Annotated in this window: 25 protein-coding genes; 10 read left to right on the top strand and 15 right to left on the bottom strand. The window is 60.3% G+C overall.

Going from position 1 to position 24,310, the window contains the following annotated elements; translation table 11 throughout:
- Positions 1-75: 75 nt before the first annotated feature.
- The 8 genes from H663_RS30095 to H663_RS30060 form a co-directional block, all read right to left on the bottom strand.
- On the bottom strand, positions 76-1,089 hold the full coding sequence (locus H663_RS30095; RefSeq protein ID WP_053174062.1) for an inorganic phosphate transporter: 1,014 nt from the start codon (positions 1,087-1,089) through the stop codon (positions 76-78).
- Positions 1,090-1,110: 21 nt separating this feature from the next.
- Entirely contained in the window at positions 1,111-1,758 is a 648-nt protein-coding gene (locus H663_RS30090; RefSeq protein ID WP_053174061.1) for a DUF47 domain-containing protein, read from the bottom strand.
- Between the two features lie 94 nt (positions 1,759-1,852).
- A complete protein-coding gene (locus H663_RS30085; protein WP_053174059.1) occupies positions 1,853-2,215 on the bottom strand; it encodes a DMT family protein in 363 nt (120 codons plus the stop codon).
- Positions 2,212-2,703 (bottom strand): 2-amino-4-hydroxy-6-hydroxymethyldihydropteridine diphosphokinase, encoded by a 492-nt coding sequence (folK, locus tag H663_RS30080; RefSeq protein WP_053174057.1) that lies wholly within the window; start codon positions 2,701-2,703, stop codon positions 2,212-2,214. The genes H663_RS30085 and folK overlap by 4 nt, the downstream gene beginning before the upstream one ends.
- A 5-nt stretch (positions 2,704-2,708) precedes the next feature.
- Positions 2,709-4,262, bottom strand: a complete 1,554-nt coding sequence (gene pcnB / locus H663_RS30075; RefSeq protein ID WP_053174055.1) for a polynucleotide adenylyltransferase PcnB — start codon at positions 4,260-4,262, stop codon at positions 2,709-2,711.
- On the bottom strand, positions 4,259-4,927 hold the full coding sequence (locus H663_RS30070; RefSeq protein WP_053174053.1) for a histidinol-phosphatase: 669 nt from the start codon (positions 4,925-4,927) through the stop codon (positions 4,259-4,261). Before H663_RS30070 ends, pcnB begins: the two co-directional genes overlap by 4 nt.
- Positions 4,924-5,610, bottom strand: a complete 687-nt coding sequence (gene hda, locus H663_RS30065) for a DnaA regulatory inactivator Hda (RefSeq protein ID WP_053174051.1) — start codon at positions 5,608-5,610, stop codon at positions 4,924-4,926. The genes H663_RS30070 and hda overlap by 4 nt, the downstream gene beginning before the upstream one ends.
- Positions 5,607-6,722 (bottom strand): AI-2E family transporter, encoded by a 1,116-nt coding sequence (locus tag H663_RS30060; protein ID WP_240620481.1) that lies wholly within the window; start codon positions 6,720-6,722, stop codon positions 5,607-5,609. Before H663_RS30060 ends, hda begins: the two co-directional genes overlap by 4 nt.
- A gap of 133 nt (positions 6,723-6,855) precedes the next feature.
- Between H663_RS30060 and purM the strand changes: the two genes are divergently transcribed.
- Positions 6,856-7,908: a phosphoribosylformylglycinamidine cyclo-ligase gene (purM, locus tag H663_RS30055; protein ID WP_053174049.1), complete on the top strand. Its 1,053-nt coding sequence runs from the start codon at positions 6,856-6,858 to the stop codon at positions 7,906-7,908.
- A 38-nt stretch (positions 7,909-7,946) separates the two neighbouring features.
- Here purM and H663_RS30050 read toward each other — a convergent pair whose 3' ends face one another.
- Both H663_RS30050 and murJ read right to left on the bottom strand, forming a co-directional pair.
- Positions 7,947-8,807: a SirB1 family protein gene (locus H663_RS30050; RefSeq protein WP_053174047.1), complete on the bottom strand. Its 861-nt coding sequence runs from the start codon at positions 8,805-8,807 to the stop codon at positions 7,947-7,949.
- Positions 8,808-8,825: 18 nt separating this feature from the next.
- Positions 8,826-10,391 (bottom strand): murein biosynthesis integral membrane protein MurJ, encoded by a 1,566-nt coding sequence (murJ, locus tag H663_RS30045; protein WP_053176744.1) that lies wholly within the window; start codon positions 10,389-10,391, stop codon positions 8,826-8,828.
- 190 nt (positions 10,392-10,581) lie between these two features.
- Here murJ and rpsT point away from each other — a divergent pair, with 190 nt between their 5' ends.
- Entirely contained in the window at positions 10,582-10,884 is a 303-nt protein-coding gene (rpsT, locus tag H663_RS30040) for a 30S ribosomal protein S20 (protein ID WP_053174045.1), read from the top strand.
- 105 nt (positions 10,885-10,989) lie between these two features.
- Here rpsT and H663_RS30035 read toward each other — a convergent pair whose 3' ends face one another.
- Positions 10,990-11,310 carry a DUF3579 domain-containing protein gene (locus H663_RS30035; RefSeq protein ID WP_053174043.1) on the bottom strand — a complete coding sequence of 107 codons (321 nt, stop codon included), beginning with the start codon at positions 11,308-11,310 and terminating at the stop codon, positions 10,990-10,992.
- Positions 11,311-11,523: 213 nt separating this feature from the next.
- Here H663_RS30035 and H663_RS30030 point away from each other — a divergent pair, with 213 nt between their 5' ends.
- The 8 genes from H663_RS30030 (at position 11,524) to H663_RS29995 (ending at position 20,266) form a co-directional block, all read left to right on the top strand.
- On the top strand, positions 11,524-12,726 hold the full coding sequence (locus H663_RS30030; protein ID WP_053174041.1) for an aspartate aminotransferase family protein: 1,203 nt from the start codon (positions 11,524-11,526) through the stop codon (positions 12,724-12,726).
- Positions 12,723-13,658 carry an ornithine carbamoyltransferase gene (gene argF, locus H663_RS30025; protein WP_053174039.1) on the top strand — a complete coding sequence of 312 codons (936 nt, stop codon included), beginning with the start codon at positions 12,723-12,725 and terminating at the stop codon, positions 13,656-13,658. The genes H663_RS30030 and argF overlap by 4 nt, the downstream gene beginning before the upstream one ends.
- A gap of 355 nt (positions 13,659-14,013) precedes the next feature.
- Positions 14,014-14,322 (top strand): YkgJ family cysteine cluster protein, encoded by a 309-nt coding sequence (locus H663_RS30020; protein ID WP_053174037.1) that lies wholly within the window; start codon positions 14,014-14,016, stop codon positions 14,320-14,322.
- Positions 14,323-14,390: 68 nt separating this feature from the next.
- Complete coding sequence (kynB, locus tag H663_RS30015) at positions 14,391-15,020, top strand: arylformamidase (RefSeq protein WP_053176742.1); 630 nt, start codon at positions 14,391-14,393, stop codon at positions 15,018-15,020.
- A gap of 23 nt (positions 15,021-15,043) precedes the next feature.
- Positions 15,044-16,330 carry a kynureninase gene (gene kynU / locus H663_RS30010; RefSeq protein WP_205872712.1) on the top strand — a complete coding sequence of 429 codons (1,287 nt, stop codon included), beginning with the start codon at positions 15,044-15,046 and terminating at the stop codon, positions 16,328-16,330.
- 10 nt (positions 16,331-16,340) lie between these two features.
- Positions 16,341-17,246, top strand: coding sequence for a tryptophan 2,3-dioxygenase (kynA, locus tag H663_RS30005; protein WP_053174034.1), 906 nt, complete (start codon positions 16,341-16,343; stop codon positions 17,244-17,246).
- A gap of 288 nt (positions 17,247-17,534) precedes the next feature.
- Complete coding sequence (locus tag H663_RS30000; protein WP_053174032.1) at positions 17,535-18,002, top strand: (2Fe-2S)-binding protein; 468 nt, start codon at positions 17,535-17,537, stop codon at positions 18,000-18,002.
- Complete coding sequence (locus H663_RS29995) at positions 17,999-20,266, top strand: xanthine dehydrogenase family protein molybdopterin-binding subunit (RefSeq protein ID WP_053174029.1); 2,268 nt, start codon at positions 17,999-18,001, stop codon at positions 20,264-20,266. Before H663_RS30000 ends, H663_RS29995 begins: the two co-directional genes overlap by 4 nt.
- Before the next feature lie 2 nt (positions 20,267-20,268).
- Here H663_RS29995 and H663_RS29990 read toward each other — a convergent pair whose 3' ends face one another.
- The 4 genes from H663_RS29990 to H663_RS29975 form a co-directional block, all read right to left on the bottom strand.
- Complete coding sequence (locus H663_RS29990; protein ID WP_116695850.1) at positions 20,269-21,513, bottom strand: lytic murein transglycosylase; 1,245 nt, start codon at positions 21,511-21,513, stop codon at positions 20,269-20,271.
- Positions 21,514-21,631: 118 nt separating this feature from the next.
- Positions 21,632-22,414, bottom strand: coding sequence for an HNH endonuclease (locus tag H663_RS29985; protein ID WP_053174023.1), 783 nt, complete (start codon positions 22,412-22,414; stop codon positions 21,632-21,634).
- Between the two features lie 30 nt (positions 22,415-22,444).
- Entirely contained in the window at positions 22,445-23,017 is a 573-nt protein-coding gene (locus tag H663_RS41305) for an HNH endonuclease (protein WP_133240001.1), read from the bottom strand.
- Between the two features lie 63 nt (positions 23,018-23,080).
- The coding region (locus tag H663_RS29975) for an ISL3 family transposase (RefSeq protein WP_116695849.1) at positions 23,081-24,310 on the bottom strand (1,230 nt) is incomplete at its 5' end.

The following is a 24,310-nucleotide window of genomic DNA, read 5'->3' as shown; positions in this document are numbered from 1 at the left end:
CCGCCCGATGAGTTCATTCGGGCGGCGTTCTCAAAAAGAGCCTATTGGCGAAGCCACGGCCGCTGGGTCGTGCGATCAGTCAAATATCTGGAAACTGACCCAATAGGCCAAGGCGGCCACAAAAGCACTGGCCGGAATGGTCAACACCCATGCCCACACGATGTTGCCTGCCACACCCCAGCGCACGGCGCTGGCACGCTGGGTGGAGCCCACACCCACAATGGCCCCTGTGATGGTGTGCGTGGTCGACACCGGAATACCCAAAGTGGTGGCCAAAAACAATGTCATGGCACCGCCTGTTTCGGCGCAAAAGCCGCCGACAGGTTTGAGCTTGGTGATTTTCTGGCCCATGGTCTTGACAATGCGCCAGCCACCAAACATGGTGCCCAAGCCAATTGCCAAGTAGCAGCTCACGATGACCCAGCCGGGGGGCGAGGCGTCGGCCGTGGTGGCATAGCCCGTGGCGATCAACAGCAACCAGATGATGCCGATGGTTTTTTGCGCATCGTTGCCGCCGTGCCCCAGGCTGTAGGCCCCGGCAGACACCAACTGCAAGCGGCGGAACCACTTGTCCACCTTGGACGGCCGGGCACGCCTGAAGAGGTGAGCCACGCCCACCATCATCAATGAACCCAGCAAAAAGCCGAGCAAGGGCGATACAAAAATGAAGGTCACGGTTTTCAGGATGCCTGTTGAAATCAAGGCCCCTGCCCCGGCTTTGGCGATGACTGCGCCCACAATGCCACCGATCAAGGCGTGTGATGAGCTGCTGGGTATGCCGTAATACCAGGTGATCACGTTCCAGGTGATGGCCCCCACCAGCGCACCAAACACCACATGCGTGTCGACCACACCGGGCTGCACAATGCCTTTGCCCACGGTGGCGGCCACGCTCAGGTGAAAAACAAAAATGGCAATGAAGTTAAAGAAGGCGGCAAACACCACCGCCTGGCCCGGCTTGAGCACGCCTGTGGAGACCACGGTTGCAATCGAATTGGCCGCATCATGAAAGCCATTCATGAAGTCAAAAATGAGCGCCAGGGCGACCAGCAAGGTCACCACCCACAAGGCCGCTTGTACGGTTTCCATAGTCAAGATTCCCGCGTCAGATCAGGAGTTTTCGAGGACGATGCCCTCGATCTGATTGGCCACGTCTTCACACTTGTCGGTGATGGTTTCCAGTAACTCATAAATAGCTTTGAGCTTGATGAGCTCGCGCACATCAGGTTCATCGCGAAAGAGTTTGCTCATGGCGCTGCGCATCACACGGTCGGCGTCCGACTCCAGGCGGTCAATTTCTTCGCAGGTCTTGAGGGCCGATTCGGCCACAGCGGGTTCACCGATGCGGGCCAGCAATTTGACGGCGTCCTGTACACGCTCGCAGCAGCGTACAGACAAATCCGTCAGGCGGCTGATTTCTTCGGTCATGTGGCGTACGTCATACAGCGCCATGGTTTCTGCGGAGTCTTGAATCAGATCGGCTACGTCATCCATGAGGTTGATCAGCGCGTGGATTTGCTCACGGTCAATCGGGGTGATGAAGGTGGTGTGGATCAGTCGGTTGACTTCCTGAGTCACACGGTCAGCGGCGTGCTCCGCGTTGTCGACATCACGGTTGTACTTTTCGCGCAGATGAACATCGTTGTAATTGGCCACCAAATTGGAGAAGGCCCGAGCCGCTTCAACAATGCGTTCTGCATGTTGATTGAAGAGTTCAAAAAAATTGCCTTCTTTGGGCAGCAACTTACCAAACAGCATGAAAAACTCCGAGTGACTTGAAAAAGCAAATATGACATTTGCATGACAAAGAAGAGTTTAACCGCTGGGTAGGGCCAAGAGAGTCCATAAGCGCTCAGCCGCTTCGGAAAATGAAATACACCGCCCCCACCATGCACAAAGCGGCCCAAAGGTAATCCAGCTTGAAGGGCTCCTTGAGATAAAAGACGGCAAAAGGCACAAAAACCGTCAAGGTGATGACCTCTTGCATGATTTTGAGTTGACCCACACTGAACTGTGTGTGGCCAATGCGGTTGGCGGGCACCTGCAGCAGGTACTCAAACAACGCAATGACCCAGCTCACCAGAGCAGCGGCATACCAAGGCGCTGCCGACATGTTGCGCAAATGGCCATACCAGGCAAAAGTCATGAATACATTGCTGGCCAGCAGCAGCGCCACGGTTTGCAGGGACACGGGCCATGTGCTCCAAAACATCATGGCCAGGCCTCATTCAAGGCTTCTATGGCCTGCCCCGCCACGCCGGCCCAGTGCTCGGTCGTCACCCGTTCCGGCACCAATTCGGCCAAGGGATACAGCACAAAGGCCCGGCTCCACATGCGCGGGTGCGGCACCGTCAGGCGCGGGCTGTCGATTCGGGCATCGCCGTAAAGCAGCACATCCAGATCCAGCGTGCGCGGCGCATTCGGGTAGGGCCTGCGGCGTCCGGCATCGTTTTCCAGGGCTTGCAAGGCGTCCAGCAAATCCGGTGCGCTCAATCGGGTGCTCAGCCTGGCCACGGCATTGATGAAATCAGGCCCTTGCGCTTCGTGGGGGGCCGTGCGGTACAGGCGAGACTGGCCTGTGCACTCGGTGCCTGGCAACCTCCCCAGCGCCAGTAGGCTGTCTTTCACGGTTTGCCGTGCATCCCCCAGGTTGGCACCCAGCGCCACATACGCGGTCACGGGGTCTGGCTGCAAGGCGGGCATGGCACTTATGCTGCGCCGCTCTGACCGCCTGCCTCGGCGTCTGGTTTGCGGCGGCGACGGCGACGTTTCTTGGCAGCACCTTCGCCCTCCGCTGTCTCAGCCTGTTCTGGCAAGGAAGCCGATGCGGCTTTGGGCGCAGGGGCGCGGGCAGCCACACCCTCGGGTCGGGGCGCACGGCGCGCCTTGGGTTTGGCCAATTGCTCAGCTTTGGCCGCATTGACCAGATCTTCACGTTCCGCATCACTGGCCATGCTGAACTCTTGCCACCAGTCGGCCAACATGAGTTCCACCTCCTGCACATCGGCGCGCAGGCGCAAAAAGTCAAAGCCTGCCCGAAAACGCGGTTGCTCCACCAGGCTGAACGGGGTGGCCCCGACACGCTTTTCAAAGCGCGGCTGCATCATCCAGATTTCGCGCATGTCGGCGGCCAGCTTGCCGCGCCCCGAAACATCGCCAATGCGGGCGTCAAACACCTCGTCAATCGCCTCTTGCAGCGCAGGATAGGGGTGCTCCTTGCGCGCCAGGCGTTGTGCCCAGCCATCGCGCACATCAGCCCACAACACGCAAGCGAGCAAAAAGCTGGGCGCCACCGGTTTGCCCTCGCCCACCCGTCGGTCTGTGTCAGCCAGGGCACCTTTGACAAAGTCACTGTCCGCACGCTCCACCACCACATCGAGCAGCGGGTAAATGCCTTTGGCCAGGCCCAGGTGTTTGAGCTGTGCAATCGAGGCCAGGGCGTGGCCTGTTTGCAGCAACTTGAGCATTTCGTCAAACAAACGACTTTGCGGCACATCGGCCAGCAAGGCTTTGGCTTCGATCAGCGGCTTGGCCGTCTTGCTTTCCAGCTTGAAGCCCAGAGGGCTGAGCTTGGCCGCAAAACGCACGGCGCGGATGATGCGCACCGGGTCTTCGCGGTAACGCGCTGCCGGGTCGCCGATCATGCGCAGAGTGTGCTTTTTCGCATCCTGGATACCGCCGTGGTAGTCCACCACGATTTGTGACTGCGGGTCGTAATACATGGCGTTCACCGTGAAGTCACGGCGCGTGGCGTCTTCGTCTTGAGGCCCCCAGACGTTGTCACGCAGCACACGGCCACTCGAATCCACCGCGTGTTTCATGCCTTCGAGCTGACGCTTGCTGGTGCGCTCATTGCCTTTGACCTGCTCTGCAGCCGCATTGTCCATGTGGGCTCGGAAAGTCGAGACCTCGATCACCTCGTGTTCACGGCCACGCCCATACACGACGTGCACGATGCGAAAGCGCCGCCCAATGATGAACGCACGGCGAAACAAGCCTTTGACCTCTTCGGGAGTGGCGTCGGTGGCCACATCAAAATCCTTGGGGCGCAGGCCCAGCAGCAGATCACGCACAGCACCGCCCACGATGTAGGCCTCAAACCCGGCTTGCTGCAGGGTGCTCACCACGTTCACGGCGCGTTCGTCAACCAGTTGGGGGTCAATGCCGTGAACCGATGCAGGCACTTCGGTGCGGCGACCAAAATGGGGTTTGCTGCCGCCAGCCGATTTGCCCAGCAGCTTGGTGATGAATTTTTTGATCATTCTTGAAACAATTCGAGGATGCGCCAGCCACGCTCTGTGGCCAGTTGACGCAACCGAGCGTCAGGGTTCGTTGCCACCGGATGGTGGGCTTTTTCCAGAAGCGGCAGGTCGTTCATGGAGTCCGAATAAAAGCTCATCTCCACATCGCCCCACTCCAGCCCCTGCTGGGCCAGCCATTGCGCGACGCGGATGACTTTGCCCTCCCGAAATGAGGGTGTGCCCTGGATCTCGCCGGTGATCCAGCCAGTGCTGTCGCGCGCCAGCTCCACTGCAATCAACTCGCTCACGCCAAAGGCCTGGGCAATCGGGCGAGTCACGAATTCGTTGGTGGCCGTCACGATCATCACCATGTCACCCGCACGCTGGTGCGACTGTACCAGCGCCTGCGCCTCGGGGGTAATGCGAGGGCGGATCACTTCGTCCATGTAACGGTCGTGCGCACGGGCCGCTTCCACGGCTCCGCGCTCTCGCGCAGCCTGGGTGGCAAAGCGCACGTAGTCATGGATATCGAGCGTGCCTGCCTGGTAATGGGCATAAAACTCGTCATTGCGTTGACTGAACACGGCCGGGTCATTCCAGCCCAACTCAGTCGTGAAGACGCCCCAGGTGTGATCCGAATCGATCGGCAGCAAAGTGTGATCGAGGTCAAACAAGGCGAGTCTCATTCGTTCTCCAGCATGGCGCGCACCAAGGGAATGGTCAGGGCGCGCTGCGCTTGCAAAGCATATTGATCCAGATGATCGAGCAGCTGCATCAAGCTGCCCAGATCACGCGAAAAGCGCTTGAGCATGTAAGACATGAGCTCATCACTCAAAAACAGGCCCCGGGCGTCCGCCTCCTGGCGCAGCACGGCGCGACGCTCTGACTCGTCCAGCACATGTAGCGCATACACATGCCCCCAGCCCAGACGTGTGCGCAAATCGTCACGAAGTTTCAGATCGGCGGGTGGCAGACTGCCTGCCGCCAACACCCAGCGAGGGGCACCGCTGCGAGGGGTCAGCGCATTCACAAACCAGTTGAAAGCCGTGTGCTGCTGCTCCAAGTTGTACAAATGCACATCGTCCATGAGCACCGCTGTCCAGGCCTCATTGAATTCGGGTGGGTTCAGGGTATTGGCATCAAGCCAGCCCACTTGTGCACCCTGCTCTTTGAGCGCGTGTTGTACCGCCTGAATTAAATGGGTTTTACCCGAACCGCTCTCGCCCCACAGGTAGCTGGGCACTGGCGCACGCGTACCGCCCGAAGTCCACAAGCGCAAATGTTCCAGAGCCGCTGCGTTGGGCCCGGCAAAAAAACTGTCCAGCGTGGGTAAAGACGCCAGGCCAATGTCCAAAGCCAGCTGCTTCATGCTTGATCAGCACCTTCCTCGGTTGAGTCTGTGCCGCTTTTTTGATACAAGGCGCTGCTCAAGTATTGCTGACGCAAACGGCGCAAAGCCACCAACAGCACAGCGCTGGCGGGCAAGGCAATCAGCACGCCCACAAAGCCCAGCAACTGCCCAAAGGCCATCAAAGCCAAAATGACCGCCAGTGGGTGCAAACCAATGCGCTCACCCACCAACCGAGGCGTGAGCACAAAACTCTCGATCAATTGCCCCAGGCCAAACACCACGGCCACCATGAGCAAGGCTTGGGAAGACGCCAACTGCAGCAATCCCGCCAGTAAAGCCAAGACCAGGCCCAAGCCAAACCCCAGATAAGGCACGAACACGGCAAGCCCCGTGAAAATACCAATGGGTATGGCCAGCTCCAGGCCAAACAAGCGCAAACCCACCGCGTAATACACCGCCAGGCACAACATGACCAGCAATTGGCCCCGCAAGTATTCACCCAGCACCGTGTCGCAGTCCGCCATGAAACGGTCAAACACAGGACGCCATGCGGGGGGGACCAAATGGGTCACAGCATCCATCAGGCCCGCCCAGTCCTTGAGCAGATAAAACAAGGCCACGGGCACCAGCACCACAAAGCCCGCCAAAGCCAAGGCGGCGTTGCCGCCCATCTTGAGCGAGGACATCAGGGGGTCCCACCAGTCTTCCCGGTTGTCACTCAAATAATCCATGAGTTGAGTTTTCAGCTCGGTCAAATCCAGCGAAACCGAGACACCCATTTGTGCCATCAGGGGCTGAAGGGTGGCGTCCAATTTGTCCAGCAGCACAGGAATTTGTTGCTGCAGCATGGGAATCTCGCGCATGAAAATGGGCACCAACAGCAGTACCAAGCCCAATAAGGCAAACAGCGCCACACATTCCACCAGCACCACTGCCAACAAGTGGGGCAAGCGGCCACCCGTCACCCGAACCAATTTGTGCACCAAGGGGTTGAGGACGTAGGCCATCACAGCGGCCACCACAAAAGGTGCCAGCACCGGTGCCAGCCACCAGAACACAAGGACCGCCAACAGGGCAACACCCAGCCAGGCTGCCAAACGGTTGATCAAAAATGGGGGGGGAGCTTGCAAGGTGGTCTCGGCTTTTGTGGAAGTGTTGCCTGAAGGTCTAGGGTCAACCCTTAAAATATGCACTGATTTTAGTCTGCCAGTCCGTTTATTGGCCCCCCGTTATCCAATTACATGCCCGCTTCGGGCCAAAACCATGAGCCAAACACCCCTTTCCTACAAAGACGCCGGCGTGGACATCGTTGCCGGCGACGCGCTGGTCGAGCGCATCAAGCCCCTGGCCAAGAAAACCATGCGCGAAGGCGTGCTGGCCGGCATCGGCGGCTTTGGTGCCCTGTTTGAAGTGCCCAAACGCTACAAAGAGCCCGTGCTGGTCAGCGGCACCGACGGCGTGGGCACCAAACTCAAACTCGCTTTTGAATGGAACATGCACGACACCGTGGGCATCGATCTGGTGGCCATGAGCGTGAACGACGTGCTGGTGCAAGGCGCAGAGCCCCTGTTCTTCCTCGATTACTTTGCTTGCGGCAAGCTGGATGTGGACACGGCAGCAGCCGTGGTCGGCGGCATTGCCAAAGGCTGCGAACTGTCGGGCTGCGCCCTGATCGGCGGCGAAACCGCCGAGATGCCCGGCATGTACCCTGCTGGCGAATACGATCTGGCCGGTTTTGCGGTCGGCGCAGTCGAAAAATCGAAAATTCTTACGGGCCAGAACGTCAAGGCCGGAGACGTGGTGCTGGGCCTGGCGTCCAGCGGCGTGCACTCCAACGGTTTCAGTCTGGTGCGCAAGTGCATCGAACGCGCGGGCAGCAATACCCCCGCCACGCTCGACGGCAAGCCCTTCAAGCAAGCCCTGATGGAGCCCACCCGCCTGTATGTGCTCAATGTGCTGGCCGCTCTGGCCAAACACCCGAGCACGCAAGAAGCCTCCGGCATCAAGGCCCTGGCCCACATCACAGGCGGTGGTTTGCTCGAAAACATCCCCCGCGTTTTGCCCGATGGCCTGGCCGCCCACCTGCAAAAAGGCAGCTGGCCCCAGACCGAGTTGTTTGCCTGGCTGCAAAAGACGGCGGGCATCGACGACATCGAAATGAACCGCACCTTCAACAACGGCATCGGCATGGTGGTGGTGGTGGACGCGGCTGAAGCCGACAGCTGCGCGGCCACGTTGCGTGCTGCAGGCGAGCAGGTTTACACGATCGGTCGCATCGCGCCGCAAGGCGAAGGTGCCCAGGTGGTCGTGGCCTGAGGGGCGCTTTGCCGGGCCTGCCCCGCCCGGAAAAACGATCAACCGCCTGACAGTTCGCTGATGCGGTGCCTCAGCGCGGTCTGGTCGGGTGCCAGCGGCTCGGCGTCCAGATAGGTCTGCAAATCCAGTTTGGCCGCTTGGGCATCGCCCAGCTCAGCATGCACTAGGCCCCGGTCGCGCCGCTCTGTCCAGGCTTCAGGCAGCAAAATCACCAGTCGGTTGAGCACCTGCAACATGCGTGGCCAGTCTTCCTGTGCCCGAAAAATCTCTTTCAGGTTACGCAACATGCGAGCCAGCAAATCACGCGCCGGGCAGGCCTGAAGATACAGCCCCAGTGGAGTTTCACCATCATCCAGGTCAGCACCAGCGGCCAAGTCAATGTCGTCGCGATAAGGCCCCAGTCGCTCGGCCAGGTTGTCAATGCCCAAGGACTCGCCCGTGAGCGGGTCCAGCACCACCAGCCCATCCATGATCGTGATCTTGACCAAAAAGTGACCCGGAAACGAAATGCCCTGTGCGTTCAAGTTCAAGCCCGCAGCCAACTCCAGCCAGATGACCGCCAGCGAAATCGGGATGCCCCTGCGTGTGCGCAGCACCTCGTGCAAATAGCTGTTTTCGGGGGCGTAGTAGTCATTGGCATTGGGGCCAAAGCTCAGATCTTTGTAAAAAACCTGGGACAAAATGGCCAGCCGAGTCAGGTCATCTGCATCTTCGGGCAGTCGGGCCTTGACCCGTTTGAGCAGGCGTGCCACATCATCCAGCACATGCTGCACATCCAGCTCTGGCTCCTCGTCTTGCGCCAGACTGGCTGCCGCCTCCAGCAGCGGAAAATGCGCATCGCTTTGCACCAAACTGGCAAAGTAATCCAGCGGCGAAACGGGTTCAAAAATCATGTCCATACTTTGCCGGAAACTCAGTCAACGCTTAAGAAACGACTTCAAGCGCAAACCTGAAGCCCATAAAACACCAAAGTACAACATCGCAGACATGGCGAGCAAAAGCACCATCCAGCCAATGCGCCGCCATGGCGCAGCGCGCATCCCCACCCAGTCCAGATGGTGCGCCGCGGCCCACAGCAGCACCGTCAGCAAAGTGGTGGCCCCCACCACCTGAAGCGCAAAACGCGCCCAGCCTGGCTGCGGTTTGTAACTGCCTCGGCGCAGCAAACCGAACAGCAGCCACAGGGCGTTGACCAAGGCCCCCAGACCGATGGACAGGGCCAATCCGGCATGCGCCAAATAGGGCACCAACAGCACATTGAACAGCTGAGTGATCACCAACACCACCACCGCGATCTTGACCGGCGTGCGGATGTCCTGGCTGGCGTAATACCCGGGAGCCAAAACCTTGATGGCCACCAGGCCCAAAAGACCCACGCCATAGCCGGTGAGCGACAAAGTGGTCTGCTGCACATCCCGGTCGGTGAAGGCCCCATAGTGGTAGAGCACAGACACCAGTGGCTGCGAAAACACCAGCAATGCCGCCGCGCAAGGCAGCGCCAGCAGCAGCACCAGACGCAAGCCCCAGTCCAGCATGGCGGCATAACGATCGCTGTCGCCCGTGGCTTTGGCCGCCGCCAACTGCGGCATCAACACCACGCCCAATGCCACACCCAAAATGGCCGTCGGAAACTCCATCAAACGGTCGGCATAGGTCAGCCAGCTGACGCTGCCCGGTGCCAAATGCGAGGCAATCTGGGTGTTGATGAGCAAGGAAATTTGCGCTACACCCACGCCCAGCAGCGCGGGTGCCATCAAGCGCAAGATATTGCGAGTAGCCGGATTGGTCCAGGCCTTTTTGACAGCGCTGGGCCGAAAGCCAAGGCGTGGCAACAAACCCATCCGGGCCAAGGCAGGAATCTGCACCGCCAGTTGCAAAAAGCCTCCCAACATCACGCCTACGGGCAAGGCGTAGATGGCCTCCACACCTTGTTTGGCCAGCCAGGGCGATAACCACCACGCCGCCGCAATCACGCTCACATTCAGCAGCACGGGCGTGGCCGCAGGCACGGCAAAACGCTTCCAGGTGTTCAAAATGCCCGCAGACAAGGCCACCATGGACATGAATGCAATGTAAGGAAACATCCACCGCGTCATTTGCACCGCCGAGTGGTAACCCCGCGCGTCTTGCTGCAAACCGCTGGCCAAGGCCCACACCAGCCAAGGCGCAGCCAACACCCCGAGCACCGATAAGGCCAACACCGACCAGGCCAAGGCTGTGGCCACGTTGTCAATCGCATCTTTAGTGACCTCATCGCCGTGTTGGGCGCGGCTGGCAGCCAAGACCGGCACAAAAGCCTGACTGAAGGCTCCTTCAGCAAACAAGCGGCGAAACAAATTGGGAATGCGAAAAGCCACATTGAACGCATCGGTCAAGGCACTGGCACCAAAGGCCGAAGCAATCAACAACTCACGCACCAGACCTGTGACCCGCGAGGCCAGGGTAAAAAGGGAAACAACGGAGGCAGAACGAAGCAAACTCATGGTGGCACGAGTGTAGCGATCCTGACTGAGCACATCACGCACACAGACCAACAATCGCGCTTGTGTGCAGCCAGTTGCCTGCAAGGGCCATACAGCGGTGCGCTCGGTGAGGGGCACGAAAAGGGCGCATGGGGTCTGCTAGAATGATGGGTTCGCCGACAACATCCTCAGACCCCAAAGGAAAATTACCATGGCATCAGCCAAGCCCAAGAAAAAGAACCCTCGTCTTGCCTCCGGCCGTAAACGCGTCCGTCAAGACATCAAGATAAACGCTGCAAATTCATCGCTGCGTTCCAAATACCGTACCGCTGTCAAGAACGTCGAAAAGGCTGTTCTGGCTGGCGACAAAACCAAAGCCACTGAACTGTTTGCCAAAATGCAAGCGGTGGTGGACACGATTGCTGACAAAGGCATCTTCCACAAGAACAAGGCCTCTCGCGACAAGAGCCGCCTGAGCGCAAAAGTCAAGGGCCTGGCCCTGGCTGCAGCCTGATCCGCTTATAAAGATCAACAGCCCGGCCGGAAATTTCTGGCCGCCGTTTGAAACGGGTGCGCTGTCAGCGAAATAAAAACCGCCTTCGGGCGGTTTTTTCATGGCTTATCTGGAAGGCGTTGTGTCCGGCAACAGGCAGGCTTCGGCCAACTGCAAGCCATTGTCACGGGCAAAATTCATGACAAAGTCCCAGGCCATGACGTCGTAGTCGCGCAAATCACGGTGCACCACCACACATTTGATGCCGCCCAGCGTCGTGGGAATGCACCAGGGCGAATAACTGAGATGGCTGCCCGGTGTTGCGCCGCCCGGGCGGAACGGGCTCATGACGCCTGCCAAACGCTCGGCCCAGTCGCTGGGCCGAAAGGTCTTGCCGTCCTCGGTGACACCTTGGATAAAGACTTCTTTGGCAGTGTTGAGGACCATCGGATAGAGGTGTGAATCAGTGGAGTCCAGAGTTCGGGATCGCCGCCCTCTGGTTTACCCGACTATTCTATCTTATATAAGACTTGAAGCCGCAGGATCAGCAGCAAAAGCCAAGTTGACATGACTCAGACCAAGCGGGTATTTCTGCCTCTAAAATCTCGTTTCAGCGGCCCGCACTTTCGTTGGGCCGATTTTTATTTCTGGAGTTCACGCATGTCCGCTTTCATTGAAGCCGCCTCACCGCACACCATGAACACCTATGGCCGACTGCCGATTGCACTCAGCCATGGTCAGGGTTGCCGAGTCTGGGACGTCAATGGCAAGCAGTACCTCGATGCGCTCGCAGGCATCGCTGTGAACACGCTGGGCCACAACCACCCAGAATTCGCGCCCGCACTGCAGGACCAGATCGGCAAGATCATCCACAGCTGCAACTATTTCCATGTGCCCAACGCCGAAGTGCTAGCGGCCAAGTTGGTTGAGTTGTCGGGCATGACCAATGTGTTTTTCTGCAATTCGGGTCTGGAAGCCAACGAAGCAGCCATCAAACTGGCGCGCAAGTTCGGCCACGACAAGGGCATCAAGAACCCCAAGATCGTCGTCTACGAAAAAGCCTTCCACGGCCGCAGCATCGCCACCCTCAGCGCCACGGCCAATGTGAAACTGCAACAGGGCTTTGGCCCCATGCTCGAAGGTTTTGTACGGGTGCCCCTCAACGACATCGAGGCCTTGAAGAAAGCCACCGTCAATGACCCCGATGTGGTCGCCGTGTTTTTTGAAACCATCCAGGGCGAAGGCGGGGTCAACCCCATGCGAGCCGACTACTTGCGCGACGTGCGCGCCTTGTGCGACCAACAAGACTGGCTTTTGATGATCGACGAAGTGCAGTGCGGCATTGGCCGCACCGGCAAATGGTTTGCCCACCAGTGGGCAGGCATCGTGCCCGACGTCATGCCGCTGGCCAAGGGCCTGGGCTCGGGCGTGCCGATTGGCGCTGTGGTGGCTGGCCCCAAGGCCGCCAACATCTTCCAGCCCGGCAACCACGGCACCACTTTTGGTGGCAATCCGCTGGCCATGCGTGCCGGTGTGGAAACCATCCGCATCATGGAAAAAGATGGTCTGCTGGACAACGCCGCACGCCTGGGCACGCACTTTCACGACCAATTGACCGCCGCATTGGGCGGCCTCCAAGGCATCAAGGAAATCCGTGGTCAGGGCCTGATGATCGGCATCGAATTCGATCGCCCTTGCGGTGTCCTGCTCAAGCAAGCCGCCGATGCGGGCCTCATCATCAACGTGACCGCCGACACCGTGGTGCGCCTCTTGCCCCCATTGATCATGACCACCGCAGAGGCCGACGAAGTGCTGGGCATCCTGTTGCCGCTGATCAAAGCGTTTTTGGCAGAACAAGCATGAGCACGCCACAGCAAAATACCATCCGACATTACCTGCAGTTCACCGACCTGAGCGCTGACGAATACGCTCACCTGTTTGCCCGCGCGGCCGAGATCAAGCGCAAGTTCAAGGCCTACGAAAAGTACCACCCGCTGGCCGACCGGACGCTGGCCATGATTTTCGAAAAAGCCAGCACCCGCACCCGCGTGAGCTTTGAGGCGGGCATGTACCAACTGGGCGGCTCGGTGGTGCACCTGACCACGGGCGACAGCCAGCTGGGCCGCTCCGAGCCCATCGAAGACAGCGCCCGCGTGATCAGCCGCATGACCGACATCGTCATGATCCGCACCTACGGTCAAGACAAAATCGTTCGCTTTGCCTCGCACTCACGCGTGCCGGTCATCAACGGCCTCACCAACGAGTTCCACCCCTGCCAGATCCTGGCCGACATCTTCACCTACATCGAGCACCGGGGCTCCATTCAGGGGAAAACTGTGGCTTGGGTGGGTGACGGCAACAACATGGCCAACACCTGGCTGCAGGCGGCCGAATTGCTGGGTTTTACGGTGCACCTGAGCACGCCCAGCGGCTACGAAGTGGACCAGGCCGTGGCCGGTTTGCGCAGCGCCGAAAGCTACAAAATCTTCAAAGACCCCGAAGACGCCTGCCGAGGCGCTGACCTGGTCACCACCGACGTTTGGACCAGCATGGGCTTTGAGGCCGAAAACGAAGCCCGCAAAAAAGCCTTTGCCGACTGGTGCGTAGACGTTGCCATGATGCAAGTGGCCAAGCCCGACGCCCTGTTCATGCACTGCCTGCCGGCGCACCGGGGCGAAGAAGTCAGCGCCGAAGTCATCGACGGCCCGCAATCGGTGGTCTGGGACGAAGCCGAAAACCGCATGCATGTGCAAAAAGCACTCATGGAGTTTTTGCTGTTGGGCAAGGTGGCGTGAAATCATCAGCATCGTGCCGAGCGTTGATCCACGTCAGTTGTCATGCCAATCCACTTCAGCAGTAATGCCGAGCGAAGCGCGGCCATCCAGCATCGGCATCTTGCAAAACATCATCGTCTGCAGGGCCACCACATTGGACTGCCGCTTCTATTGTTTCCTCGCAGTGACACAAAAAACAGCAAAGCATGTCCAGCACAGTCACCATCGCTACCCAACACCGTCATGGCGAGCGAAGCGTGGCCATCCAGCAACGGCGTCTTGCAAAACATCATCGCCCGCACGGCCACCGCACTGGACTGCCGCGTCACTTCGTTCCTCGCAGTGACAAAAATTCAATCAGTGACGTGTTGACCCCATGAGCCAATGCACCAGCTGCGGCGCTTGCTGCGTCAGCTTTCGGGTGGACTTTTCCGTTTACGAATACGAAGAAGGCGGCGGCGATGTGCCTGCGGGCTTGGCCTCGCCGATCACCGAGCACACCTGCCGCATGCGCGGCACGGACCACAGCCCGCCGCGCTGCGCCGCGCTCTATGGCAAAACGGGCGAAAAAGCCATTTGCGGCATCTACGAATGGCGACCCTCGCCTTGCCGCGAGTTTGAAGAAGGCAGCCCAGCTTGCGAGCAAGCGCGTCGACGCCATTGCCTGCCCGCGCTGAACGTCTGAAGTCTTTTTCACGGGTGTTGGAAATAACCGACACCACGGTTTTTTGGGCGGTGCTACCTTCGCACACCATGAAAAAACTTTGGGATATTTCCCCACCTGTCGATGCGCAAAGTCCGGTCTTTCCGGGCGACACGCCCTACAAGCAGCAATGGGCCGCCACGCTGTCGGACACCTGCCCCGTGAACGTGAGCGCCATCACCCTGTCGCCCCATGTGGGCGCACATGCCGATGCGCCGCTGCACTATGACCCGCAAGGCGCGGCCGTGGGCGCTTTGGACCTGCTGCCCTTTCTGGGCCGCTGCCGCGTCATCCACGCCATCGATGCTGGCCCCTTCTTGATCACCATCGCCCACTTGCAGCGCGCCCTGAACGACGTGCCCGAACGGCTGCTGGTGCGCACCTACCGCCAGTTTCCGAGCCAACACTTCGACACCCAACTCACCGCCTTTGACCCCGCCTGCGTGCAGCACCTGGCCGACTTGGGCGTGCTGCTGATCGGCACCGACAGCGCCAGCATCGACCCGGCCGACAGCAAAGCCTTGCCCAGCCACCAGGCGGTCAGACAGCGCGGCTTGCGCGTGTTGGAAAACCTGCTGCTCGACGACGTACCCGAAGGCGATTACGAGCTGATCGCCCTGCCCCTGAAACTCATGACCGCCGACGCCAGCCCCGTGCGTGCGGTCTTGCGCGAACTTTGAAACACTCTTTGAAAGACAAGCCCATGATGAACCTCACCCCCACCTTGCAAGACTGCGAACTGCTTGATTTGCAAGACCCGCTGCGCAGCCTGCGCCAGCAATTCGATTTGCCGCCCGGCGTGATTTATTTGGACGGCAACTCGCTCGGCGTGTTGCCCAAAACAGTCCCTGCCCGCGTGGCCCATGCCGTGACACACGAATGGGGCACCGACCTGATCAAAAGCTGGAACAGCGCAGGCTGGTTCAACCTGCCCCAGCGCGTGGGCGACAAGATCGCCCGCGTCATCGGTGCCCAGCCGGGCGAAGTGATCGCGGCGGACAGCACCTCAATCAACCTGTTCAAAGTGCTGGCCGCAGCGCTGCACATTGCCAAAGCCGACCACCCGCACAAAACCAAAATCGTCAGCGAACGCAGCAACTTCCCTACCGACCTGTACATCGCAGAGGCCTTGTGCAAGGAACGCGGCTACTCACTGCAACTGGTCGAGGCAGAAGACCTGGTGGCCGCCTTGCAAGCCGATGTGGCGGTGCTGATGCTCACCCATGTGAACTACCGCACTGGCGCCATGCACAACATGCAGGCCATCACCGCCATAGCCCACGCCCAAGGCATCTTGACGGTGTGGGACCTGGCGCACAGCGCCGGTGCCGTGCCGGTCGACCTGAAAGGCTCAGGGGCCGACTTTGCGGTGGGCTGCGGCTACAAATACTTGAACGGCGGCCCCGGCGCTCCAGCTTTTGTGTGGGTGCGCCCCCAGCACACCGACCGCTTTTGGCAACCCCTGGCGGGCTGGTGGGGCCATGCCGCGCCCTTTGCCTTCACGCCCGACTACCAACCCGCCCAAGGCATCACCCGCTACCAATGCGGCACCCAACCCATCTTGAGCCTGACTGCGCTCGACTGCGGCCTGGACGCCTTTTTGGCTGCTGAGGTGCTGGGCGGCATGGCCGCGCTGCGCCAAAAGTCGCTGGCGCTCACAGGCCTGTTCATGCAGCTGGTGCGCACGCGATTGCACGGGCACGGCTTTGGCATCGCCACACCGGCCGAAGAAGCCCTGCGCGGCTCACAAGTGAGCCTGACCCGCACCGAAGGCGCTTACGCCATCGTGCAAGCCCTGATCGCGCGCGGCGTGATTGGCGACTTCAGGGCGGGCGATGGCGGCCAGCACCCCGACATCTTGCGCTTTGGTTTCACGCCGCTGTATGTGGGCTATGCCGACGTGTGGCAGGCCGCAGAACACCTGTGCCAGGTCATGCAAAGTGGCGAGTGGCAAGACGCCCGTTTTGCGCAAAAGAACGCCGTGACCTGAAAGACGTGTCATGAGTTCCTGCCCATTCTCCTCAGCCTCCGCCTCCAACACGGCCAGCACCAGCGCCGCAGCGGGCGATGCCACAGGCGAGCGCATCGTGCACGATGAAAAAGCCCAGCTCGACTTTGATGGCCGCATGAGTTACGGCGACTACCTGCAGCTCGACGCCATCCTGAACGCGCAAACACCGCGCTCGCCCGACCACAACGAGATGCTGTTCATCGTGCAGCACCAGACCAGCGAGTTGTGGATGAAACTGATGCTGCATGAGCTTAAGGCCGCCATGGCGGGCATTGCGCAAGACCAATTGCCCGACGCCTTCAAAAAACTCGCCCGCGTCAGTCGCATCATGGAACAGCTGGTACACGCCTGGGACGTGCTGGCCACCATGACGCCACCCGAGTACAGCGCCATTCGCCCCTACCTGGCGCAGTCCAGTGGCTTTCAAAGCTGGCAATACCGCTGCATCGAGTTTGCGATGGGCAACAAGAACGCGGCCATGCTGCAGCCCCACGCGCATCGCCCTGATCTGTCGGCCATCGTGCAAGCGGCTTACGAAGCGCCATCGCTTTACGACGAGTGCCTGCGCCTGTTGCAGCGCCGAGGTCTGGAGGTGCCTGACACCCACACCCAGCGCGACTGGCGTCAGCCCTACCCGGCCAGCGAGGCGGTGGAAAACGCCTGGCTCGTGGTCTACCGCGACCCTAAGCAACACTGGGACCTGTACCAACTGGGCGAAGAACTCACCGATCTGGAAGACGCTTTCCGCCTGTGGCGCTTTCGGCATGTGACCACGGTTGAGCGCGTGATCGGCTTCAAGCGCGGCACCGGGGGCACCGGCGGTGTGAGCTATTTGCGCAAGATGCTGGACACCGTGCTCTTCCCGGAAATCTGGACGCTGCGCACCGAACTGTGAAACACAAAAACCGCCTTTGACAAGCCCATGTCGGGGTCTTCGACCACCAACCTACACGGAATCATCTACCGCCCTGTAGGTCGGCACTCGAAGAGTCCGACATCTGAGCGCTAAGCGCCACAGCACGCACCCAACAAACACGCTCAATCGCCCGTCGTCGGGGTCTTAGACCATTAACCTCAAAGGTCCGGCACCCCAAACACTTGGACAGGGCTTTGCGGCTGTGACCATACAAGCGCTTGTGCATGTCGTTAACATCTCGCACCAGCAACACTCTCGGGAGACTCCGTGCAACTGAACATCAATGGCCAAAGCCGCACATCCACCGCCGACCCGAGCATGCCCCTGCTTTGGGTGCTGCGCGATGAACTTCAGCTTACGGGCACCAAATTCGGCTGCGGCATCGCCGCTTGCGGGGCCTGCACCGTGCATGTAGACGGCCAGCCCGTGCGCTCGTGCGTGATGCCCGTGTCGTCTGTGGCCAATCAACCAATCAAAACCATCGAGTCCTTGGGCACAGCAGAAAAGCCCCACCCCCTGCAAACCGCGTGGATCGCTGAGCAGGTGCCGCAATGCGGTTACTGCCAAAGCGGCATGCTGATGGCCGCTGCCGCTTTGCTGGACAAAAAAACCCAGCCCAGCGACGCCGACATCGACGCCGCCATGACCAACCTGTGCCGCTGCGGCACTTACCAGCGTGTGCGGGCGGCCATCCACCGCGCTGCGGCTGAACTGAAGAAAGGTGGTGCCGCATGAAGCGCCGCACCTGGATTTTGAGCGCCTTGGGCGCTACCGGCGCACTGGTGGTGGGCTGGGGCGCAATGCCGGCCCGCTCGCGCCTGGGCTCGCCTGAATTGATGCTGCCCACACAAGGCGATGTGGCCCTGAACGGCTGGATCAAAATCGCCGCCGATGGCGCGGTGGTGCTGGCCATGCCGCGCAGCGAGATGGGCCAAGGTGTGCACACCGCGCTGGCCATGCTGGTGGCCGAAGAGCTGGACGTGCCCCTCGCCCGCGTGCGTCTGGAACAAGCCGGTGCCGACAGCATTTACGGCAACGTGGCCATGCTGGTGGCCAGCCTCCCCTTTCACCCGCTGGACAGCGAGGGCGAACACAAACCCGCCAAGATCAAACTGGCCGAGTGGATGGTGGGCAAGATTGCCCGCGAGCTGGGCATCAACGCCACAGGCGGATCGTCTTCGGTGGCCGACCTGTGGGAGCCGCTGCGCATGGCCGCAGCCACCGCACGTGCCAGCCTGGTGCAAGCCGCTGCGGCCGCCTGGAAAGTGCCCGCCAGCGAGATCACCGTGCGCGATGGCGTGATGCAACACGCCTCGGGCCAGAGCGCGCATTACGGCCAAATGGGTGCAGCCGCTGCGGGCAGCACACCGGCCAACATCACCCCCAAAGCCCGTCAGGACTGGAAGCTGATCGGCCAAAGCGCCGCACGCAACGACATCCCGGCCAAAGTCATGGGCCAAGCGCAGTTCGGCATGGACGTGCGCTTGCCCGGCATGCTGTTTGCGGCCGTGCGCATGAACCCGGTGCTGGGTGGCGCAGCCGCCCCCATGGACACCCAGGCCGCGCTGGCCTTGCCGGGCGTGAGCCAGGTGGTGGCGCTGGACGCTTGGGGCGGCGGCACAGGCGGTTTGGCCGTGGTGGCCAGCAACACCTGGCAGGCCCGCCAAGGCGCACAAGCCGTGAAGGTGCAGTGGCCCGAAGCTGAAACAGGTGCAGCAGACACCGTCCGCATCCAGGCCCACCTGCTTGATGCCCTGAACACCGAAAGCGGCTTCACCTTCCACGAGCAAGGCCTGCCGCTCAAGGCCGAGCAAACGGCAGTCAGCCGCATCAGAGCCTTGTACGGAGCGCCCTACCTGGCCCACGCCACCATGGAGCCGATGAACTGCACAGCGCAGGTCAAAGACAACAAGGTGGACATCTGGGTGCCCACGCAGGTGCCGCAAATGGCCCGCGCCATGGCGGCCAAAGTGGCGGGTGTGAAAGAGGAGCAAGTCACCGTGCATGTGACGCTGCTCGGCGGCGGCTTTGGCCGCAGGCTCGAAGTCGACTTTGTGGGCCAGGCCGTGCAGGTGGCCATGGCCTGCAAGGGTGCACCGGTGCAACTGGTGTGGTCGCGCGAAGAAGACATGACGCACGACTTTTACCGCCCCACGCACCTGGCCATGTTCCAAGCGTCCATCGACGCGCAAGGCGAGGTCAGCAGCTTGCGCATCAAATCGGCGGGCGACGCCATCACCCCGCGCTGGATGGCACGCGCTGCGCCGCACCTGTCAGGCCCCATCGACATGCCCGACAAAACCACATCCGAAGGACTGTTCGATCTGCCCTACGGCTTTTTGAACCAGCACATGAGCCATGTGGCCACGAAGTCGGGCGTGCCCGTGGGTTTCTGGCGCTCGGTGGGCCATTCGCACAACGCTTTTTTCTCGGAAAGCTTCATCGACGAACTGGCCCGGACCACGAAACAAGACCCACTTGCCTTTCGCCTGAAGCTGTTGAAAGACGCGCCGCGCTACGCCGCTGTGCTGCAGCTGGCGGCCGACAAAGCGGGCTGGGGAAAACCCATGCCCGCAGGCCGCGCGCAAGGCATTGCGTTGCACAAGTCTTTCGGCTCCATCGTGGCGCAAGTGGCCGAGGTCTCGGTGGAACAAGGGCAGATCCGCGTGCACCGCGTGGTCTGTGCCATCGACTGCGGCACTGTGGTCAACCCGGACACGGTGGCCCAGCAAATGGAAAGCAGCGTGGTCTATGCTTTGAGCGCCGCACTGTTCGGCAAAATCGACATCGTGGGCGGCGTGGTGCAGCAAAGCAATTTTCCAAGCTACCCCATGGTCACGCTCAGCCAGGCGCCGACGGTGGAGACCCACATCGTGCCCAGCACCCGCCACCCGGCAGGCGTGGGCGAACCTGCAGTGCCGCCGCTGGCACCGGCGGTGGGCAATGCGCTGTTTGCTTTGACGGGAAAAAGGCAAATGGACTTGCCGCTGAAGGTGTGAGCTCAGACCCCGCGACCATCACCCTCCGCGCAAACCTTGAGGACTTTCTGGCCGCCTCGGCCATTGGCCTCTAGCCCCAAGCGCTTTTGTTCGGCGCGGATCGCCTCGCGCGATTTGTCGCCCAACATGCCGTCCGCAGGGCCAATGTCGTGGCCGCGCAGTGTCAGCAAGCCCTGCAACTCGCGCCGCTCGGCGCGTGACAGGCCTGCGTCATCGGTGGGCCAGGGCGTGGCGAATGGGCCACCGCCGCGCAGGCGGTCGCTCAGGTGGGCAATGGCCAGTCCATAGCTTTCGGCTGCGTTGTAACTGTAGAGCGCGTCAAAATTGCGCGTGACCAAAAACGCCGGGCCATTGGCTCCGGCCAGCGTCAGCAAACCGACCGAGCCCAAGCTGGCAGGCAAGGCTGAGCCGTCTACCCTGAGCACGCCCCGCTCGGTCCATTCGGCCATCGGGCGTTTGCTGCGACGGCCCTCGCCTGCCAAAGAGATGCCTGCTGGCAACTTGACCTCAATGCCCCAAGGCAGACCCGTTTGCCAACCCGCGCGGGCCAAAAAGTTGGCGGTCGAACCCAGCGCGTCCACGCTGCTATCCATCAGGTCGGCGCGGCCGTCGCCGTCAAAGTCCACCGCCAGGCGCTCGAAGGTGCTGGGCATGAACTGGGTGTGGCCAAACGCCCCCGCCCACGAACCTACAAAACGCTCGGGCGCGATGTGCCCGGCTTGCAAAATGCGCAACGCCGCAAAAAATTCGCCCCTGAAATAACTTTGCCGCCGTCCGTGGCACGACAGCGTGCCCAGCGCCTGCACCAGCGGGTATTTGCCAAAGGTCTGGCCGAAATTGCTCTCCACGCCCCAGACCGCCACCACCGTGGCCGGGTCCACGCCAAAGCGCTCTTCGGCACGCGCCAGCGCTGGGCGGTGCTGGGCCAAACGCGCCGCGCCATCGGCCACACGCTCCTCGTCCACCAGCGCCGACATGTAATCCCAAATGGCGGTGCGAAATTCGGGCTGGAAGTTCAACTTCTCGATCACGCTGAAGTCGGCCTGCAGGCCCGTCGTGTGACGCGCCCAGGTGGCGTCGCTCACCTTGCCCGTGCGCGCAGCCGGGCGCAACTCGGACATGCAGGCTGACAAATCGGTACTTTGTGCCCAGGCTGCTTGGGCAAGCCCCAAAGAGGCGAACACCGCACTCATGCAGGCGGTGCGTACCCAAGCTGAGGCGCATGGGGTGGATGGACGTAGTGTCATGAAAAAAGTCCCAAAAATTTGAATGTGTCTGAGTGCATCTCAACGCGCGCCAGCCAATGTACAGCGTGCAGCAGCTACAAGGCCCAAGGCCTGGGCATTGGGGGAAGGGGTATGAATTTCAGGCCGTCCAAGTATTCACGGTTTGGAACTGGTCGCGGTGATACAGCAAATATGGGGCATGCCCAGGCGCAAGCCAACGCAGCTTGAGCCCATTGGACAAGCCCAGCAAATGTCTATCGGCCAAGGACACAGAACTGCCGATCAGCAAATCACCCGCATCACTGAACGAGATCAAAAACTTGTCAAACAGCGCATCCAAGTTGGCGCTGAGCAAAAAGCCGTTGAAAACATCCAAGCGCTCGGCATCTGTGCTGCAGTCGGCCCAAGGCTTGGCGTGGCTGGCACGCAGGGCCGGGGCCAAGGTCAGCCCCGTGACGGCGCAAGCGCCACCCCAATAGTCAAGCATGGCCTGGCGGTAGCGGTCTTGCCCCACACGCTGGCGTACCAAGCGCTGCACCTCGGTGTTGAAGCTGTCAGCAGCAGGCAGTGCGGCCAAAGCCTGCTGCACCTGCGTATCAAAATCCACCGCCGCTTGGTTGGGCAGCGACTGGGCCAGCACAGCTGCCCGTTGCAGCCACTGGGCCAATTGCGCGTCGGTAGTGGCCACGTAAGCATCACCAGCGCGGGGCCAGTCGGCAAAGCTGCGGGCCAACTCTGGCGGCAAAGTGGCCGGGCCTTGCACAAGGGCCATGGCATAGCCCGGCGACAGCCAAGACACCTCGGCTTTGGCAGGGTGGCGGGCCGAACCCAAAGTCACAGCAGCGCCGGATGCCGACACGGTGTTTTCAAAACCGTGGTCGTGGCCCGCTTTTTCGATGAGGGCGCGCTTGAGTGGTGTCATACGGTTACGTCCGTCCGATTTCGGAATTCATCATGCAACAGGAACTTGCGCACCTTTAGAGAGATTGCAAGCAGGGCAAGCCACTTGCCCGTTCTCTACCGTTGTAGGTCCAGCTTTTGACCATGGGTCTTTATGGTCGCAATGCCAGTTATCCCACACCACGCGAACACCGTCGCACTTGATCTTGACTTGGCAGGTTTGTTGGTCACGGCGAAAAATGGCCATTTTTTGCAAATGGGTGAATTCACGTTGCTTGTCTTTCAAGGGCAAGTTGGGAAAACTTGACAGCAGATCGCGCATCAAAAAATCAAGTCGTGCACGAATCGAATCTTGTGCATCGGTGCTGTGGCTGATTTTTTCTTTGTATGACACCCACTCAGCCTCTGCCGTGTCTGCATCCATAACGTCTTGTGCGCGGCGTCGAGCTTCAAAATCCAAGAACCAATCACGGAGCTGCGGCAGTACGTCAGCAATCGCATAAGCACGTTGTAACTCAGCGATAACCGCATACAAGGCCACTAAGTTGTACCGCTCTAACTCTGGTTTTTTATCCGGAAATACCTGAGCTAATGTGTCTAGGGTGCGTTTGACCGATTTAGCCACTTTGCTTTTAGGATCAAACTGTGCATGTGTTTGGCTCCTCGTCGTTTAGTGTGGAACTTGACATCAAAGGCAGCGGTGGATTAGCACGTTGCTCTTGGGCACAGCCCGCTCCAGCGGGTTGCTTGGCAAATGCTTGAGCTTGGACATCCGCAAATACGCAATGGCGATAAAGTTTCTTGCAGTTCTAAAGCCACGCGCGGCGCGTTTAGCCTGTTGGAGCAAACCATTCATGGCCTCCACATAAGCATTGCTGCGGTTGTCCAGCATGCCGCGCACCACACCGTCCAAGCGCTGCTTTAACGTGCGGGCCAACTTCTTAAAGGGTGCCAGACGACAGCGCGTGGCCCAACTCAGCCACGCCTTCAATTCAGACTTGGCTTGTGTCGCGTTGTTGTGCCTGGCCGCATTGGCATAAACCGTACGCAGCGCCATCTTCAGCCGCCACGCGCGGGCACTCCTCAAGGTCGAATGCTGCAGCCAGTGCATCGCGTTGGTCTGATTGACGCTCCAGCCATCAGGATTGCGGCGCATGCCCCAGGTCAGACTCTTGAGTAATTTGCGGTCGTTGTCACCCAATGCAGCCTTGATCGCTTGGGGCTGGGTGCTTGTCTCGTGGCGTCGCACCTCGTCCATGGCCTCATTGGCCATCGCCACCACATGAAACCGGTCATAACTGATTTGCGCTTGCGTCAAGGCTTGCGCAACCCCTTTGGCGTAGGCTGCGCTCATGTCCTGACAAACGTGCGCGACTTTCCCTGGTTCGCCCCCGTGCGCTTGAAGGTCTTGCGCAAAGTTGACGACCGTTTGATGGTCTCTTCCTTCACAGGCAAACAGTAGGCGCTTCTTGTCAAGGTCATGCACCACGGTGATGTAATCTTGACCCTTGCGCAAGCTGGTCTCATCGATGCCGATGACGCGCACCGCCGACATATCGTCGAGTGAGCGGGCCTCATCCACGTAGTGTTCAATGCGCCGCCACAGCTGTTTGTCGGTGCAGCGCAGCAGTGCAGCGGCTTGGCGCACGGGCAGCTCCCGGCACAAAGACAAAGCCAGCGCTTCAAACAATGCAGTGAAGCCACTGCCCTCGCGCGCCCAGGGGACCTGTGCCTGTGTTGTCTTGCCGCAGTCGCTGCAGGCCACGCGTGGCACCTCGGCGTGCAGCCAAGCTTCGTATTGGAAGAAGTCCAAGTGCCGCCATTGGCGTTTTTGTCGGTCATGAATGCCTTGATCGAGCAAGCCACACACGGGGCAGGCCAGACGTTTGGCATCGCAGGTGAGATCAAAGTCAATGCG

The sequence above is a fragment of the Limnohabitans planktonicus II-D5 genome (assembly GCF_001270065.2).
GTDB classification, from domain to species: Bacteria; Pseudomonadota; Gammaproteobacteria; order Burkholderiales; family Burkholderiaceae_C; genus Limnohabitans_A; species Limnohabitans_A planktonicus.
The sequence above is the reverse complement of the archived record's forward strand: the minus strand, read 5'-3'. Positions and strand labels throughout refer to the sequence as shown.

Coding starts and splice junctions, on each gene's coding strand:
- H663_RS30095 (WP_053174062.1), bottom strand. CDS start 1,089: ATGGAAACCGTACAAGCGGCCTTGTGGGTGGTGACCTTGCTGGTCGCC.
- H663_RS30090 (WP_053174061.1), bottom strand. CDS start 1,758: ATGCTGTTTGGTAAGTTGCTGCCCAAAGAAGGCAATTTTTTTGAACTC.
- H663_RS30085 (WP_053174059.1), bottom strand. CDS start 2,215: ATGATGTTTTGGAGCACATGGCCCGTGTCCCTGCAAACCGTGGCGCTG.
- folK (WP_053174057.1), bottom strand. CDS start 2,703: ATGCCCGCCTTGCAGCCAGACCCCGTGACCGCGTATGTGGCGCTGGGT.
- pcnB (WP_053174055.1), bottom strand. CDS start 4,262: ATGATCAAAAAATTCATCACCAAGCTGCTGGGCAAATCGGCTGGCGGC.
- H663_RS30070 (WP_053174053.1), bottom strand. CDS start 4,927: ATGAGACTCGCCTTGTTTGACCTCGATCACACTTTGCTGCCGATCGAT.
- hda (WP_053174051.1), bottom strand. CDS start 5,610: ATGAAGCAGCTGGCTTTGGACATTGGCCTGGCGTCTTTACCCACGCTG.
- purM (WP_053174049.1), top strand. CDS start 6,856: ATGAGCCAAACACCCCTTTCCTACAAAGACGCCGGCGTGGACATCGTT.
- H663_RS30050 (WP_053174047.1), bottom strand. CDS start 8,807: ATGGACATGATTTTTGAACCCGTTTCGCCGCTGGATTACTTTGCCAGT.
- murJ (WP_053176744.1), bottom strand. CDS start 10,391: ATGAGTTTGCTTCGTTCTGCCTCCGTTGTTTCCCTTTTTACCCTGGCC.
- rpsT (WP_053174045.1), top strand. CDS start 10,582: ATGGCATCAGCCAAGCCCAAGAAAAAGAACCCTCGTCTTGCCTCCGGC.
- H663_RS30035 (WP_053174043.1), bottom strand. CDS start 11,310: ATGGTCCTCAACACTGCCAAAGAAGTCTTTATCCAAGGTGTCACCGAG.
- H663_RS30030 (WP_053174041.1), top strand. CDS start 11,524: ATGTCCGCTTTCATTGAAGCCGCCTCACCGCACACCATGAACACCTAT.
- argF (WP_053174039.1), top strand. CDS start 12,723: ATGAGCACGCCACAGCAAAATACCATCCGACATTACCTGCAGTTCACC.
- H663_RS30020 (WP_053174037.1), top strand. CDS start 14,014: ATGAGCCAATGCACCAGCTGCGGCGCTTGCTGCGTCAGCTTTCGGGTG.
- kynB (WP_053176742.1), top strand. CDS start 14,391: ATGAAAAAACTTTGGGATATTTCCCCACCTGTCGATGCGCAAAGTCCG.
- kynU (WP_205872712.1), top strand. CDS start 15,044: ATGATGAACCTCACCCCCACCTTGCAAGACTGCGAACTGCTTGATTTG.
- kynA (WP_053174034.1), top strand. CDS start 16,341: ATGAGTTCCTGCCCATTCTCCTCAGCCTCCGCCTCCAACACGGCCAGC.
- H663_RS29995 (WP_053174029.1), top strand. CDS start 17,999: ATGAAGCGCCGCACCTGGATTTTGAGCGCCTTGGGCGCTACCGGCGCA.
- H663_RS29990 (WP_116695850.1), bottom strand. CDS start 21,513: ATGACACTACGTCCATCCACCCCATGCGCCTCAGCTTGGGTACGCACC.
- H663_RS29985 (WP_053174023.1), bottom strand. CDS start 22,414: ATGACACCACTCAAGCGCGCCCTCATCGAAAAAGCGGGCCACGACCAC.